The organism is Streptosporangium sp. NPDC050148 (assembly GCF_055586505.1).
The window spans coordinates 26,676-40,960 of record NZ_JBVJIA010000009.1; the positions used below are offsets into that span (position 1 = coordinate 26,676).

The 14,285-nt window shown below is 73.9% G+C and carries 11 protein-coding genes; 4 read left to right on the forward strand and 7 right to left on the reverse strand.

The window, feature by feature from the left end:
• The first annotated feature begins 8 nt into the window (after positions 1 to 8).
• The gene (locus ACZ6RT_RS12245) at positions 9 to 1,829 is read left to right on the forward strand and encodes a gamma-glutamyltransferase family protein (RefSeq protein ID WP_470153393.1); all 1,821 of its coding nucleotides are present in this window, start codon (positions 9 to 11) and stop codon (positions 1,827 to 1,829) included.
• Between the two features lie 85 nt (positions 1,830 to 1,914).
• Here ACZ6RT_RS12245 and ACZ6RT_RS12250 read toward each other — a convergent pair whose 3' ends face one another.
• Both ACZ6RT_RS12250 and ACZ6RT_RS12255 read right to left on the reverse strand, forming a co-directional pair.
• Positions 1,915 to 3,372 (reverse strand): flavin-containing monooxygenase, encoded by a 1,458-nt coding sequence (locus ACZ6RT_RS12250; RefSeq protein ID WP_470153394.1) that lies wholly within the window; start codon positions 3,370 to 3,372, stop codon positions 1,915 to 1,917.
• A 555-nt stretch (positions 3,373 to 3,927) separates the two neighbouring features.
• Entirely contained in the window at positions 3,928 to 4,104 is a 177-nt protein-coding gene (locus ACZ6RT_RS12255) for a hypothetical protein (RefSeq protein ID WP_399187710.1), read from the reverse strand.
• 176 nt (positions 4,105 to 4,280) lie between these two features.
• Here ACZ6RT_RS12255 and ACZ6RT_RS12260 point away from each other — a divergent pair, with 176 nt between their 5' ends.
• Both ACZ6RT_RS12260 and ACZ6RT_RS12265 read left to right on the forward strand, forming a co-directional pair.
• Entirely contained in the window at positions 4,281 to 5,132 is an 852-nt protein-coding gene (locus ACZ6RT_RS12260; protein WP_470153397.1) for an SURF1 family protein, read from the forward strand.
• Positions 5,133 to 5,284: 152 nt separating this feature from the next.
• Complete coding sequence (locus ACZ6RT_RS12265; protein ID WP_344888969.1) at positions 5,285 to 5,596, forward strand: DUF3817 domain-containing protein; 312 nt, start codon at positions 5,285 to 5,287, stop codon at positions 5,594 to 5,596.
• A 206-nt stretch (positions 5,597 to 5,802) separates the two neighbouring features.
• Here the strand turns inward: ACZ6RT_RS12265 and ACZ6RT_RS12270 are convergent, their stop codons facing one another.
• Positions 5,803 to 5,994 (reverse strand): hypothetical protein, encoded by a 192-nt coding sequence (locus tag ACZ6RT_RS12270; protein WP_344888966.1) that lies wholly within the window; start codon positions 5,992 to 5,994, stop codon positions 5,803 to 5,805.
• 286 nt (positions 5,995 to 6,280) lie between these two features.
• Here ACZ6RT_RS12270 and ACZ6RT_RS12275 point away from each other — a divergent pair, with 286 nt between their 5' ends.
• A complete protein-coding gene (locus ACZ6RT_RS12275) occupies positions 6,281 to 7,291 on the forward strand; it encodes a winged helix-turn-helix transcriptional regulator (RefSeq protein WP_470153400.1) in 1,011 nt (336 codons plus the stop codon).
• Between the two features lie 72 nt (positions 7,292 to 7,363).
• Here ACZ6RT_RS12275 and ACZ6RT_RS12280 read toward each other — a convergent pair whose 3' ends face one another.
• The 4 genes from ACZ6RT_RS12280 to ACZ6RT_RS12295 all read right to left on the reverse strand — a co-directional run bounded on the left by ACZ6RT_RS12280 (position 7,364) and on the right by ACZ6RT_RS12295 (position 14,152).
• On the reverse strand, positions 7,364 to 8,746 hold the full coding sequence (locus tag ACZ6RT_RS12280; RefSeq protein WP_470153402.1) for a protein kinase family protein: 1,383 nt from the start codon (positions 8,744 to 8,746) through the stop codon (positions 7,364 to 7,366).
• A gap of 105 nt (positions 8,747 to 8,851) precedes the next feature.
• On the reverse strand, positions 8,852 to 10,456 hold the full coding sequence (locus ACZ6RT_RS12285) for a serine/threonine-protein kinase (protein ID WP_470153404.1): 1,605 nt from the start codon (positions 10,454 to 10,456) through the stop codon (positions 8,852 to 8,854).
• On the reverse strand, positions 10,449 to 12,482 hold the full coding sequence (locus tag ACZ6RT_RS12290) for a serine/threonine-protein kinase (RefSeq protein WP_470153405.1): 2,034 nt from the start codon (positions 12,480 to 12,482) through the stop codon (positions 10,449 to 10,451). The genes ACZ6RT_RS12285 and ACZ6RT_RS12290 overlap by 8 nt, the downstream gene beginning before the upstream one ends.
• A 92-nt stretch (positions 12,483 to 12,574) precedes the next feature.
• A complete protein-coding gene (locus ACZ6RT_RS12295; RefSeq protein WP_399187698.1) occupies positions 12,575 to 14,152 on the reverse strand; it encodes a protein kinase domain-containing protein in 1,578 nt (525 codons plus the stop codon).
• Positions 14,153 to 14,285: the final 133 nt, after the last annotated feature.

Below are 14,285 nucleotides of genomic sequence, written 5' to 3' on the forward strand. Positions count from 1 at the left end.
GGTCATCAATGATCAATCGTCGTGTCGCCGTCCCCCTGGCGGGGATCCTCGCGGGAAGTTCCGTCCTGCTCGTCAACCCCGCGGCGGCGTCCTCGCAGGCGCTCTCGGCGCCACCCCAGGCGCCCCCGGGAACGCTCGCACCGGCGTCGCAGACGCCGCCGCAACCACCCCGCGCGGAGAAGAAGCCCGTCGCCGAGGGGTACGGGGGCGCGGTCTCGACCGTCGACCTCGACGCGAGCAAGGCCGCGCTGGAGGTGCTGCGCCGGGGCGGCAACGCCGTCGACGCCGCGGTCGCCGCCGCGGCCACGCTGGGCGTGACCGAGCCCTACTCGGCCGGGCTGGCCGGGGGCGGGTTCATCGTCTACTACGACGCGCGCCGCAAGAAGGTCCACACGATCGACGGCCGGGAGACCGCGCCGAAGGCGATGACCTCCACGTCCCTGGAGGGCATCCCGTTCGAGGAGGCCGTCACCAGCGGCCTGTCGGCCGGGGTCCCCGGCAGCGTGGCCCAGTGGGAGCTGGCGCTGCGCAGGTTCGGCACGCTCTCGCTGCGCCAGGCCCTGCGGCCCGCGATCGAGGTCGCCTCCAAGGGGTTCACGGTCGACAAGACCTTCCACGACCAGACCGCGGCCAACGCGGCCCGGTTCAAGGACTTCACCTCCACCGCCAGGCTCTACCTGCCCGGGGGCGCCCCGCCGGCGGTCGGCTCCACCTTCCGCAACCCCGAGCTGGCCGAGACCTACCGCACGCTCGGCAGGCGCGGGGGCGACTGGCTCTACCGCGGCCCCCTCGGCGCCGAGATCGTGGCCACCGTCAAGAAGCCGCCGGTCACACCGGGCTCCACCCGCAACGTGCGCCCCGGGCTGATGGAGACGTCCGACCTGAGGGCCTACCGCGCGCTGGAGCGGCCGCCCACGAAGATGACGTACAAGGGCATGGACGTGTACGGCATGGAGCCGCCGTCCTCGGGGGGCACGACGGTCGGGGAGGCGCTGAACATCCTGGAGGCGCTGCCCGAGGTCGGCCAGCACGAGTACCTGGAGGCCTCCCGGCTCGCGTTCGCCGACCGCGGGAAGTACGTGGGCGACATCCCGGGCGTCCCGGTCAGGGAACTGCTCTCCGACGGGTTCGCCAAGGAGCGCGCCTGCCTGATCGGCGAGCGGGCGATGCCGCACCCGGCCGCCCCGGGCACCCCCGACGGGACGTACGGGCCGTGCCCGGCCACGCCGTCGGCCCAGACGACCGAGGCCGCTCCCGAGGGTCCCGAGACCACCCACCTGGTGGTCACCGACCGCTGGGGCAACGTGGTCGCCTACAACATCACCATCGAGTCGACCGGCGGCAACGGCATCGTCGTCCCCGGCCGGGGCTTCCTGCTCAACAACGAGATGACCGACTTCACCTTCGGCCCGGCCCCGGGTGACCCGAACCTGCCCGGACCGGGCAAGCGGCCCCGTTCCTCGATGGCGCCGACCATCGTGCTGTCCGACGGGAAGCCGCTGCTCGCGCTGGGCTCGCCCGGCGGTTCCACGATCATCACCACCGTGCTGCAGATCCTGGTCAACCGCTGGGACCTGGGCATGTCGCTGCCCGAGGCGCTGGCCGCTCCGCGTGCCACGCAGCGCAACACCGCGCAGACCCAGGCCGAGCAGGCCTACCTCGACCGCTACGGCGCCGAGCTGACCGGGCGGGGGCACAGCTTGGTGCTGAACCCCGAGATCGGCGCGGCCACGGCGGTCGAGTTCCTGTCGCGCGGCAGGCTCCAGGCGGTCGCCGAGCCGACCCGGCGCGGCGGCGGCAGCGCCCTGGTGGTCAGCGAGCGCAGGTAACCGCGGCCGTGCTGGCTCCCGGGCCGGGAACACCCCGGCCCGGGAGCCCGTGCACGCCGCCGGGACCGGGGACGCGCGCCGCGGGTCAGGGGACGAGGTCGAAGGCCGCGGGCCTCGGCCTCCGGGTGCGCGCCCAGTACTCGAAGGTGAAGCCCGGCCAGAGGGTCCTGTTGACGCCGTGCTCGTCGAGGTACCAGCTGCGGCAGCCGCCCTCGCTCCAGACCAGCCGGTCCAGGCGCGCGCGAAGGCGGTCGTTGTAGGCGCGCTGCGCCTCGGGCCGGACGTCCAGCGCCCTGGCCTTCGTCCTCGACAGCAGGCGCAGGCAGTCCAGGACGTACCGGACCTGGGCCTCGATCATGAAGACGACCGAGTTGTGGCCCAGGCCGGTGTTGGGGCCGAGCAGGAAGAACAGGTTGGGGAAGCCCGTCGTGGTGATGCCGTGGTACGCCTCCACGCCGTCCTGCCAGGCGTCCTGGATCTTCCTGCCGTTCCTGCCGACGATCCGCTGCCCGCCCAGGGCGTCGGTGACCTTGAAACCGGTGCCGTACACGATCACGTCGACCTCGGTCTCCCGGCCGGTGGCGTCGACGATCGAGTTCTCCCGGATCTCCCGCACCCCATCGGTGATCACCTCGACGTTCTCCCTCGTCAGCGCCGGATAGTAGTCGTTGGAGATCAGGATGCGCTTGCAGCCGATCGTGTAGTCCGGGGTCAGCCGGGCGCGCAGCTCCGGGTCGGGCACCTGGGCGGCCAGGTGCCGCCGGGCCGAGGTCTCGTGGACCCTCATCAGGCGCGGGTCCACGGCGAAGCCCAGCGCCCGGGTCTCCAGCGCCCAGTAGATCGAGGCGCGCAGCGCGCGGGCCGCGCCGGGCAGGGCGAGGAACCGCTTCGCCCGCGGGGAGAAGGGGAAGTCCGGCTTGGGCTGGATCCAGGGCGGCGTGCGCTGGAAGAGGTGCAGGCGGGAGACGCGCGGGGCGATCTCGGGGACGAACTGGACCGTCGAGGCCCCGGTGCCGATGACGGCGACCCGCCTGCCGGTCAGGTCCACCGAGTGGTCCCAGCGGGCCGAGTGGAAGGACGGGCCGGAGAAGGTCTCGCGGCCGGGGATCGCGGGCAGCGACGGCACGTGCAGCGCGCCCGTCGCCGAGACCACGGCGTTGGTGGTGAGGCTCTCGCCGCCGGAGAGGCTCACCCGCCAGTCACGCGCCGCGTCGTCGTACTCCAGCCCGACGACCTCGCGGCCGAACCGCAGGTGCGGTCCCAGGCCGTACCTGTCGGCGCAGGCCCGCAGGTAGTCCTGGATCTCGGCCTGCGGGGAGAACATCCGCGACCAGCCGGGGTTGAGCTCGTAGGAGAAGGAGTACATGTGCGAGGGGACGTCGCAGGCGCAGCCGGGGTAGGTGTTGTCCCGCCAGGTCCCGCCGAGCTCGGCGGCCTTCTCCAGGATGACGAAGTCGTGGTACCCGGCCTCCTTGAGCTTGATCGCCATGCCCAGCCCGGCGAAACCGGAACCGATGATCGTGATCCCGGGACGCGCGTTCATACGGTCTCCTCGCTGGCCGTTTCCGGTGACGACCTCTCCGGCGTGCTCCTGGTCCGGTCGCGGCGATGGGAGCGTTCCGTGCCTCGTGCTATTGGATTCAAGATCCAATGTAATGAGCGGGCCGTGCCGCCGTCCATAGCGGGGCGAGGGTGAGCCGCGTCACACCGACCGGTCGGTATGGGACGCGACCGGGGAGGACGCGGGGATTCGCGAGGGTACGGGCTTCTTCGAGGGACGCGGGGTCCGGGGAGCACGGGGCCGGGAAACGCGAGGTCCCGGAAACGCGGAGTCCGGGAAGCCGGGAACCCGGGAAACGCGGGATCTGGTGAACGCGGGGTCCGGGAAGCAGGGAACGCGAGGTCCGGAGAACGCGGGGTCCCGGAGGTGCGAGGCCCGGGAACGCGAAAAGCGCCGAGGGCGGAGGCCATCGGCGCCGAAGGGGCCCGCGGGCCCCTGAACGTCCTCGCGAACGTCCCCCGGGGAGCGCCGGGAGCCCTCGGAAGACCCCTGGGGGCGTGGAGGGGCCCTCGCGGTCCTCGGGAGGTCGCCGGAGGATCAGAGCATCAGGTACGCGACCACGGCGACGACGACCAGCACCGCGACCACCACTGCCGCCGTGATCGGCAGGGTGAGCGACCGCTTCTCGGGGGCGGCCTCCGGGTCCTTGCGCTGGGCGAACGCGCGGAACGCCTGGGTGTTGCCCGCGGGGTCAATCTGCTGAGGATCTGACATGGGGATGACTTTAGCGACACGGGACGCCTCCCCAACACTGATTTGTGGCACTTTCGTGAAAGCCCGCATCGAGTGCCGGATGTCGGGGAGCCCAGGCCGGAGGCGGAGCGTACCGGTACCGGATCGGGGTGGGTGCTGGGGACGGGACCGCCGACCGGGACGGATAGCGTGGTGTCATGCTCCGGATCCTGTTCTCCGCCCGAGTGGTGGCGCTTCACCTGCTCGCGATCGGAGCGCTCGTCACGTGCGGGCTGCTGGGCAGGTGGCAGCTCGGTGTCTTCGAGGACTCCGGCAGGCCCCGGTCGACGCTCGACCCCGCCCCGGTGGCGGTCGCCTCGCTCACCACGCCCGGACGGCACATGACGGCCGACATGATCGGCCGCCGGGTGACCGCGGAGGGCACCTTCGACCCCTCCAGGCAGCTCCTGGTGGCCGGACGCGAAGGCGGCCTGTGGGTGCTCACCGCGCTCGACCTCGGCGACGGCACGACCGTTCCGATCGTGCGCGGCAGGGTGGCCACGGCCCAGGACCCGGCGACCGCGGTGCCCGAGGGCAGGGTGACCGTCAGCGGGAGGCTGCAGCCGTCGGAGGACACCGAGAGCGTGCAGCGCCGACCCCGGCAACTGCCGCCGGGACAGGTGATGACCGTCTCGTCGGCCGAACTGATCAACCTGTGGCGGGGGGCGAAGCTGCGCAACGGGTTCGTGGTGGCCGCCTCCCAGTCGCCCGCCCCCGCGGTCGCCCTTCAGCCGGTGAGCATCTCCCCGCCGACCGAGCCCGGCGGGCTGACCTGGCGCAACCTCGCCTACGCCGCCCAGTGGTGGATCTTCGGGCTGTTCGCGGTCTTCATGTGGTGGCACTTCGTGCGCGACGCGCTCCGCGGCCGGACGGAGGGGACCGGCGCGACGGTCCCGGCGGGTGCCGTGCCCCCGAGGGACGCGACGGCCCCGACGGGCGCCACGACCGCGACGACGGACGCCACCGGCACGCCCGCGGAGACCGCGCCGCGGACCCGTGCCGCGCCGTGAACCGGAACCATCGGGACCGGACGACGTCGTGCCCCCCGCCCTCACCGTCCCGTTCCCGCACCGCCCCCGTTCTCGCACCGCCCCCGTTCCCGCACCGTCCCGTTCCCGCACCACCCCGTGAACCGCGAACTTCAAGACCGAGGTAACCGACCGTGGAATCCGCTCTCAAGCCCTTCCGTGTCCTGGCGTACATCGTCGGCGTGATGTTGCTCGTCCTGGTCACCTGCATCGTGCTCAGGTACGGCTTCGGCATCGAGGAGCCCTCGAAGATCGTCTCTCCGATCCACGGCTTCCTCTACATGCTCTATCTCGTGGCCACGATGAACCTGGGCATGAAGGCCCGGTGGACCTGGCCCTACATCCTCGGCGTGATGCTCGCGGGCACCGTGCCGCTGCTGTCGTTCGTGTTCGAGCGCAAGGTCACCCGCCGGGTGGAGGCGGAGCTCGCCACCCCCGCCGCCTGACCGGCCCCGGCCCGCCGGGACGCGGCCCGGTAGAGCCCCGGCCGGATAGGGCTCCGGCCCGGAAGACCCCGGCCCGGAAGACCCTGGCCCGGAGAGGACCGGGCCCGGAGAGGGCCGGGCCGGTCAGGCCGCGGGGATCGGGTGGCGAGGGTGGGCGCCGGCCCCGGCAGGGCCGACGCCCGGCCGGGCATGCCTCCGGCGCCGCCTCAGCGGCCGAGACCGCGGCGGCGGGAGCGCTTGAGCCGCGCGCGCTGGGACGGGTCGAGCATCAGGTAGCCGACGACCGGGGCGGCGACGACGCCCAGGAGGATCAGCATCGTCACGAAACTCGGCAGGAACAGCCACGACAGGAACACCACTGCTCCGGCGCCGATCGCGTACTTCTGGACGGGCGACATCCTCAACATCCTCCGAACGCGGGGCGGGCGCCCCGTCTGTAGTTCATTGTGCGTCGCCGGTTCAACGTATGGACCCGTCCCGGTGGTTCCGACCGAGATATATCGTGATCGCCGCCATCCCGCCGGGAACCGGATGTTCACCGCGCCCGTTGGAGGGGCACGATTCCCGCCGCGTCCACCGGAGCCCGGAAACGCCGGTGACACCGGCGATGCGGGCGGACGGGCACGACCGTGCCCACCGGGAACGGGCGCCCGTACGGACGGCGGCAGGGTGGAAGGGCGGGGTGTGAGCGGCGCTGAGCGGGAGCCGAGGCGGACCGAGCTCGGTGCGATCGGGCAGGCACTGGCGATCCTGGCGGACCGGTGGGTGCTGCTGATCCTGCAGCGGGCGTTCCTGCTGCGGATCAGGACCTTCGCCGGCTGGCGCGACGCGCTGGGCATCTCCGAGTCGGTCCTCGCCGCCCGCCTCAGGGAACTGGTCGGCCACGGCGTCTTCGAGCTGTCGGCCTACCGCGACGGCCGCACCCGCCACGAGTACCGGCTGACGGAGCGCGGGCTGCGGTTGTGGACGCTGCTGATGGCCATCCAGGTGTGGGAACGCGACTGGGTCGCCCCGGGAGGGCTCCCGCCGCTGCTGCACGAGCGGTGCGGCCGGGACGCCGAGCCCTATCTCGGCTGCGGGACCTGCCTGAGGCCGATGAGCGCCCGCGACACCCGGACCGAGAACGGCTCACCGGTCGCGACCGCCCTGACCGGCCCGGCCCGTCGCGGGCGCGCCGTGTCCCGCGCGGCCGCCTCGCCCGAGGCGATCGGATCTCCCCGGCTGCACCGCCGTACGGTCCGCGCCGGTGCCCCCGCCGACCCGATCGGCTACCGTCCGGCGTCCATGGAGATCCTCGGCGACCGCTGGAGCAGCGGGGTTCTCGTGGGGGCCTTCCTCGGCGTCCGCCGCTTCGTCGACTTCCAGTCCGGTCTGGGCATCGCGCCGTCGGTGCTCACCGACCGGCTGCGCCGGTTCGTCGACCTCGACGTCTTCGGTTCCCGGCCGGACGGCTCCTACCGCCTCACCGACAAGGGGCTGGCCTTCTTCTCGGTCTTCGCCTTCCTGGTCGACTGGGCCCAGCGCGAGCTTCCCGTCCCGGCGGGCTCGGCGTTCTCCATCACCCACACGTTCTGCGGTACGGCCTCCCGCCCGGTCCTGCTCTGCCGGGCCTGCGGAGGGCCGCTCGAACGCCGCGCGGTCCGCTTCGTGCTCCCCGCAGACGGCGCTCCCTGCGGTGGCGCTCCCCGCCGATGATGCTCCCCGGCGGGGGCACTCCACGTCGGCGGCGCTTCCCAGAGCCGGCGGGCTCCACCGATGCCGATGGGGCTATCTCGCCCGGGCGAGCCTCTCCAGGACCCACCGGGTGGCCGTCGAGACGCCCTCGCGCGTGCTGTTGCCGGCGTCCTCGGCGGAACCGCGCTCGTACTGGACGCTGACCACGAGGTTGGCCGCCCGGAAGACCGTCGAGCTGTAGTAGGTGATCTTGTTGGTGCCCTCGACGGTGTAGGCCTCGGAGCCCGTTCCGGCCACCGGGGCGGCGGGCCTGGTGACCGTGAGCGGCAGGCCCACGGACGTCTTGGTCCGCGTGCGCTCCTGCTCGAGGAAGCGCGCGTAGAGCTCGCGGGCCTTCTCGTCGGAGGGCAGGCGGACGGCGAAGATCCGCAGGCTGTAGCGCAGGTTGCTCGGCTGCCTGGTGTCGGTGCTCCACCGGCACTCGTGGTCCCCCGACCTCCTGGGGGTGGTCTCCAGCTCCAGCGTGGCCGCCTGGTCGGCGGACAGGAGCGTGCAGGGGTCGGGCTCGCGGGTGAACGTCGTGGGCAGCGTGACCGGTGCGGCGGCGACCGGTGCCCGCTCGGCGGGACGGGGCCAGAGCCAGACGGCGAGGCCGCCGCCGACCAGCAGGACGGCCAGGGCGACGGCGGCGGCGAGGAGCGTCCTGCGCGACCCCGCGCCGATCCCGCCCGCCCGGCCGGGGCCGGACCGGTCAGGACCGGGAGCCGCTCCCGGGGCGATCCTCTCCAGCGTCAGCCGTACCGAGGTGGCGTCGAGGCGGTGGCCCGAGCCGGACGTCAGCAGCCCCTCCACCAGCGGGACCAGCGGGCCGGAACCCGTGGAGCCCAGCGGGCCGGTGGCCGGCGCGGCCAGGGGCGTCCCGTCCCCGATCACGGGTACCGGGCGTTCACCGGTCCCGGGCGTCCGTCCCTCGACGGCGGTGAACAGGGTGGCGCCGAGGTCGTGGAGCTCGTCACCGGTCGCGAGGGCGACGACACCGGTCAGCACCACCCGCCCGCTCCGGGTGAGCAGCACGGTGTCGGGGGTGGCGGCCAGGTGGACCCCCTGCTCGCGGGCGGCGGTCAGCGCGTCCAGCACCCGGAGCCCGACCTCGGCCGCCCGCTCGTCGGAGAGCGGGCCGTCGGCCCTGACGGTCTGCAGCAGCGAACGGCCCTCGACCGCCTCCATGACCAGCCAGAGCCGGTCATGGCCCGGGATCACGTCGTGCAGGGCGGTGACGCCCGGGTGCCGCAGACCCGCCGCGGCGCGGATCTGCGCGAGCAGCCCCTCCCGGTACGGCCCCGGTGGCGGCAGCCGCACCTCCGCGATCGTCACGTCGCGGCGGAGCAGCTCGTCACGCGAGCGCCAGCTCGTGCCCGCGTGGTCGCGGCGTTCCAGCAGGCGGTAACGTCCGGCCAGCAGGGTGGGGTCGGTCATCCGGTCCCCCGGGTATCGGTACCGGTGTCCGTGCCGTGCCGGGCACGGCCGGTGAGGGTGTCGGACCCGGCCAGGGCGGTGCGGGTGGTGCGGGGCGTGCCGTTCTCAGTCACGGCTGTTCAGCTCCTCGGAGACCAGACGCGCTATCCGCAGGGCCTGCCGCCGCAGCGGCGTACCGGCCCGCTTCCCGTCCTCGGAGAGGTCGACCTTGACGAGCAGGTTGCTCACCCGGAACCGGATGACGCAGGAGACCCGGTCCAGGCCGACGACGTCGTAGGTGAACGCCTCGGCCCCCATCCGGTCGATCCTCCTGAGCGGCCCGGTGGTGCCGAACGGGCCGCTGCCCTCGTCGGCGACGGTCCTGGCGCGTTCGGAGGCGAAGAACGCGTGGGCGGTCTCGGGGCCGCTCTTGCCGGGGACCGGGGTCTTGTGGCCGACCGCGACGCTCAGCCTGCGGTCGGGCGGGTCGTCCTGGGGGCCGTCCCAGACGCAGTAGGGTTCCTCGCCCCTCTGGGACTCCATCGGCGAGGACGACGCGCCCGGCACCACGGTCAGGGCCTGCGAGGTGGTCAGCAGCGAGCACGGTTCGGGAGCGGTGGCGAACCGTCCGACCTGCGCCGTCCGCGCTGCTCCGGTCGGCTGCGGCACCGTGGAGGCCCCGGGATCGTCCCTGGTCATCAGGACCACCCCGGTCGCCACCACCGCCACCGCGCCCACCGCGGCTCCGGCGATCAGGCCGGTACGGCGCCGCCCGGCCGGGACGGCGGCCCGGTCCGCGGGAGCCCCCGTCCCCTGCGGCGCCCCGGCCCCGTCCGCCACCCGCAGTTCCTGGCGCGGCACGGTCGCCGGGGCGAGCGGGCCCGCGGGCAGTCCCTGGGCGACCCGCCGCAGCGCGGCGCGCAACCCGGCCTCTCCCGGCCGGTGCCGGGGATCCTTGGCCAGGACGGCCAGCAGGACGGGGGCCAGCTCCCCGGCGCGGGAGGGGAAGGGCGTCTCCTGGGTGAGCACCGCCCCGAGGGTGGCGACCGGCGTGCCGCGCTGGAAGGGCCCCCGGCCCTCGACGGCCGCGTACAGGGTCGCGCCCAGGGACCACAGGTCGGCGGCGGGCCCGTCGCCCTGGCCGCGCAGCCGCTCGGGGGCGATGTAGCCGGGAGAGCCGACCAGTGCGTCCGGCGAGGTGAGCTGGACGTCGCCCTCGACGGTGGCGATGCCGAAGTCGGTCAGCAGCACCTCGCCGTCGTGGGAGAGCATGATGTTGGCCGGTTTCACGTCCCGGTGCATGATGCCCCGGCTGTGCGCGAGGGCCAGCGCGTCCAGGACGGCCAGGCCGATCGCGGCCACCCGGTGCGGCGGCAGCGGCCCGCCGGCCCGGATCGCCTGGTCCAGCGACCGTCCCCGGACCAGGTCCATCACGATCCACGGGCGGCCGTCCTGGGCGACGACGTCGTGGACGGCGACGATGGACGGGTGCCCCAGCCGGGCGGCGGCGCGGGCCTCGCGCATGGTGCGCTCGCGCGTCTCGGTGCGCTGCGCCTCGGGCAGCTTCGGGTCGAGCGTGACCTCCTTGATGGCCACCTCGCGGTGGAGCAGCTCGTCGCGGGCCCGCCACACCACGCCCATGCCGCCCGCGCCCAGCTTCTCCAGGGCCCGGTAGCGGCCGGCCAGCACGGGCAGCGGGCCGGCCGCCCGGCCGGCCAGCCCGTCAGTCATCGGTCTTCAGGGACTCGGTGAGCCACCGCGCCACCTTCAGCGCGCCCTGGCTGATGTGGCCGTCCGGATCCTCCTTGACGCCGCCCCGCTCGTAGTCGACCTCGGCGATCAGGTTGCTGACCCGGAAGATCACGGTCGTCTTGTACGAGCCGCCGTACAGGTTGATGGAGTTGGACGTGCTCGCGGTGAACGCCTCCTCGCCGATGCCGCTCAGGTCCTTGGGCGGGGCGGGTCTGGGGGTGGCCAGGAGGCCCCTGTCGAGCATGTCCTTCTTCCTGCCGGCCAGGTACTCCCTGGCCCGGGCGACCTCCTTCTGCGCGATCAGCCGGACCCGCAGGTCGTACTTCTCCACGTTGGGCTTGCGCCAGTCCTGCTGGTTGAGCCAGTCGCACGCGGAATGCTCGACCTCGGAGCTCCTGAAGCCGGGGACGACCTCGGCGGCCTGCTTCTCGTCGAGCAGGCTGCAGGCCCGGGGTGCCGTGGCGAAGCGGCCCTTGGCGCCCGGAGGCTCCGAGGGGAACGCGTCGTCGGCCGGGTTCGTGAGCACCGAGGTGAGCAGCACGCCGATGGCGACCGCCATGCCGAACAGCAGCGCCCCGGTCAGCGCCACCACGGGCTTGGGGACGAGCACCCCCGCCGTCCTCGTGGAGCGCTCGGTCGGCTCGTCCTCCGGCCTGCGGGGCGCACCGGTGGTGCCGCTCGCGCCGCTCACCTCGGCCCGGCCGTGCGCGGGGTGGGGCGGCGGCCCCGGCCGGAAGGGCGTGCCGGGCTGCGACGGGTCCTGCCGTCCGGGCTCCGGCAGGCCGGGTCCCCGGAGCGCCTCGTGCGGCCCCGACCCCTGTGGCCGTTCCCGGTCCTGCGGGCCGGGCGGGCCCTGCTGGGGCGGTCCGGCGTGCGAGGGACGCGGCGGTCCCTGGTGCGCGCCCGACGGCTCCCGCCAGGGGCCCTGCGCCCCCGACGGCGATCCCTGCCAGGGGCCCTGCTGTGCCGTCCGGGCCGGGGAGCCCGGGGGCAGCGCGAGCCAGGCGGCGGGCGTGTCCGGGCCTCCGGGAGGGTCCTGCCGGGTGGTGGACGCGTCCGGCGGTCCGGCCGGGTCCTGCCGGGGCGCGAGCGGGTCGTGGACGGGTGAGGGACCCGACGGGTGCCGGGACGCGGAGACGTCCCGGGAGGGGAACGGGGCCTGCCGGGGGTCCGGGACGTCCCGCAGGGTCAGGCCGGCCGTGATGTCGGACATCTGGTCGTTCAGGGTCTTTCTGAAGGGCGCGGTCACGTCCCCCTCGGCGGACGGGACGTCCCCGTGCTCCTCCCGCCCTCCCGGCCCGGCGGGTCCGGCCGTCTCCGGACTCCCGGAGCCAGGGGCGGCCGTCCCGGAGCCCGGGACGTTCCCCTGGGGGAAGACGGCCGTCTGCGGAAAGGCTCCCGCCTGGGGGAAGGCGGGCGACGATCCGGAGGAGAAGGGGGCCGGCGTGGCGGAGGGGCTGAGCACGTCGACACCGAAGCGGGGGGACGCGTCCGTACCGGAGGCTCCCGGGACGGGCGGGGGCACGTTCTGCGGGACCGGCGGGGGCGCGTCCGCGGGGGAGGGCGACCCGGGACGGTACCGGGAGACGTCGACCAGCGCGGCCCGCAGGGTGGCCGGGTCCGGTCGCTGGGAGGGTTCCCCGGCGAGCAGGCGGAACAGGACCGGGGCGATCGGCCCGGCGTTGTCCAGGGAGGCGCCGGGCGACGGCGGACGGCCCTCGACCGCGGTGTACAGGGTCGCGCCGAGCGACCACAGGTCGGCGGCCGGGCTGGTCACGCCCTCGGGGGAGGTGAAGAGCGAGGACGGCAGGGAGGGGGCGGCGAGCGTGATCTGGTCGTGCGGGCCGAGCAGCACCGAACTCGGCCGCACGTCACCGTGGAGCATGCCCTGCGTGTGCATGGACACGAGCCGGTCCAGCACGGCCAGGCCGACCACCGCGGTCTGCTGCGGGGACATCGGCCCGAACCGGGCGATCACCTGCTCCAGCGAGCTCTGCTCAAGCATCGGCGCGCCCTCGGCTCCGGCGACCCCCGGTCCCGGCGCGGAAGCCTGCCCACCGGCGTGCCTGCCCTGGGGTCGGGGGAGGTCTGGATGGTTCATTCGCCAGCTTTCTGCTTGTTCAACGCGTTCGCGATCCATGTCGCGGCGGTGTGGGCGCCGGCCTGGATCGCCGGTCCGTCCTTGCTGCCGTCGACCACGCTGTAGCCGACGTCGAGAACGAGGTTGTCCACGCGTACGACCACGTAGCTCTGCTCCAGTCTGCCGGTCTTCCGGTTCTCGTAGACGTCGTAGCCGAAGGACTCGTCCCCGACGGGCTTCACCGTCCTGGGCGCGGTGGAGCGGGAGGAGCGCAGGCCGGCCTGGATCTCCGGCCAGCTCCAGGCGTTCTCCCCGCTGGGGATGACACCGTTGCGCCGGTTCACGAACAGCTCGTGGGCCTGGCGGGGGCTCTTGCCCCACTGCTTGTCCCCGGACAGGCGCACCTCCAGCCCGGCCCCGGAGGTCGGCCACTGGCATCCCCCGTCGTTGGTGGGCTTGCCCTCCGCCGGAGCGGGCAGCAGCCGGCCGGCCATGGCCGCAGGGATGAGCGCGCAGACGTCCACCGGTGTGGCGAAGACTCCGGGACTCTCGCTGAGCCCGACCTTCTTCTCCCCGGCGGCCGTGGAGTCCGAGGCGAACAGGAACGTCACCCCGAAGGTGATCCCGACGACCGCCGCGACCGCAGCCACCTCGGCGGCGGCCCACAGCACCGCGCGCCTCCGGCTCCGCCCGTCCGGCGGTACGACGCCGCCGTGCGCGTACGACGGCGCGGGCGCGGGACGGTCCGGGACGTGCGGCAGGGCGACGGCCGTGCGCCCGGAGGCCAGCTCGGCCAGGGAACGGGCGACCGCGTCGAAGGACGGCCGGGCCTCGGGCACCGGGTCGAGCATGAGCATCAGCAGCGGGCCCAGCGGGCCCGCCCGCTCGGGCGGCCTGGGCGGTTCGGTGAGCACCCGGCCGATCGCCGCGATCGGGCTCTCCGCCGGGTGCGGGGGCGTCCCCTCGACGGCGAAGTAGAGGGTGGCGCCGAGGGACCACAGGTCGGAGGCCGGGCCGCCGCGCTCGCCGCGGAGCCGTTCGGGCGCGATGTAGTTGGGCGAGCCGACCAGGTGGTCGGTACGGCTGGAGGTGCCCTCGCCCTCGACCACCGCGACGCCGAAGTCGGTGAGGACGGCCTTGCCCGTCCTGGTCAGGAAGACGTTGCCCGGCTTGACGTCACGATGGACCACCCCGGCGGCGTGGGCGGCACCCAGCGCGCTGACGATGCCGACCCCGATCCTGGCCACCTGGTGGACGGGGAGCGGGCTGCGGTCGCGGACGGTCTGCTCCAGCGACGCGCCCGAGAGCAGCTCCATGACGAGCCAGGGGCGATCCTGCTCGATGACCACGTCGTGGACGGTCACGATCGAGGGATGCTTGAGCCGGGCGGCGAGGTTGGCCTCGCGGAGCGCCGCGGCACAGACCTCCTGCCGCCCGGCGGCGTCGAGGCCGGGCGGGATCCGTACCTCCTTCACCGCCACGTCGCGGCCGAGCGTCTCGTCGGCGGCGAGCCAGACCGTGCCCGCCCCGCCCTCGCCGAGGGGGTTGAGCAGCCGGTAGCGGCCTGCCAGCACTTGAGTGTCGATCCTGCTCACCCCGTTCGCCATCCCATCGCGGACAGCAACATAGTCACTTAGTGGCACATGAACCAACGAACTGGGACTTCGCCGTCGTATTCGTTTCCGGCCCCTGCCCTCATGGGACAGGGGAATCCTCGCAAAGACCCGG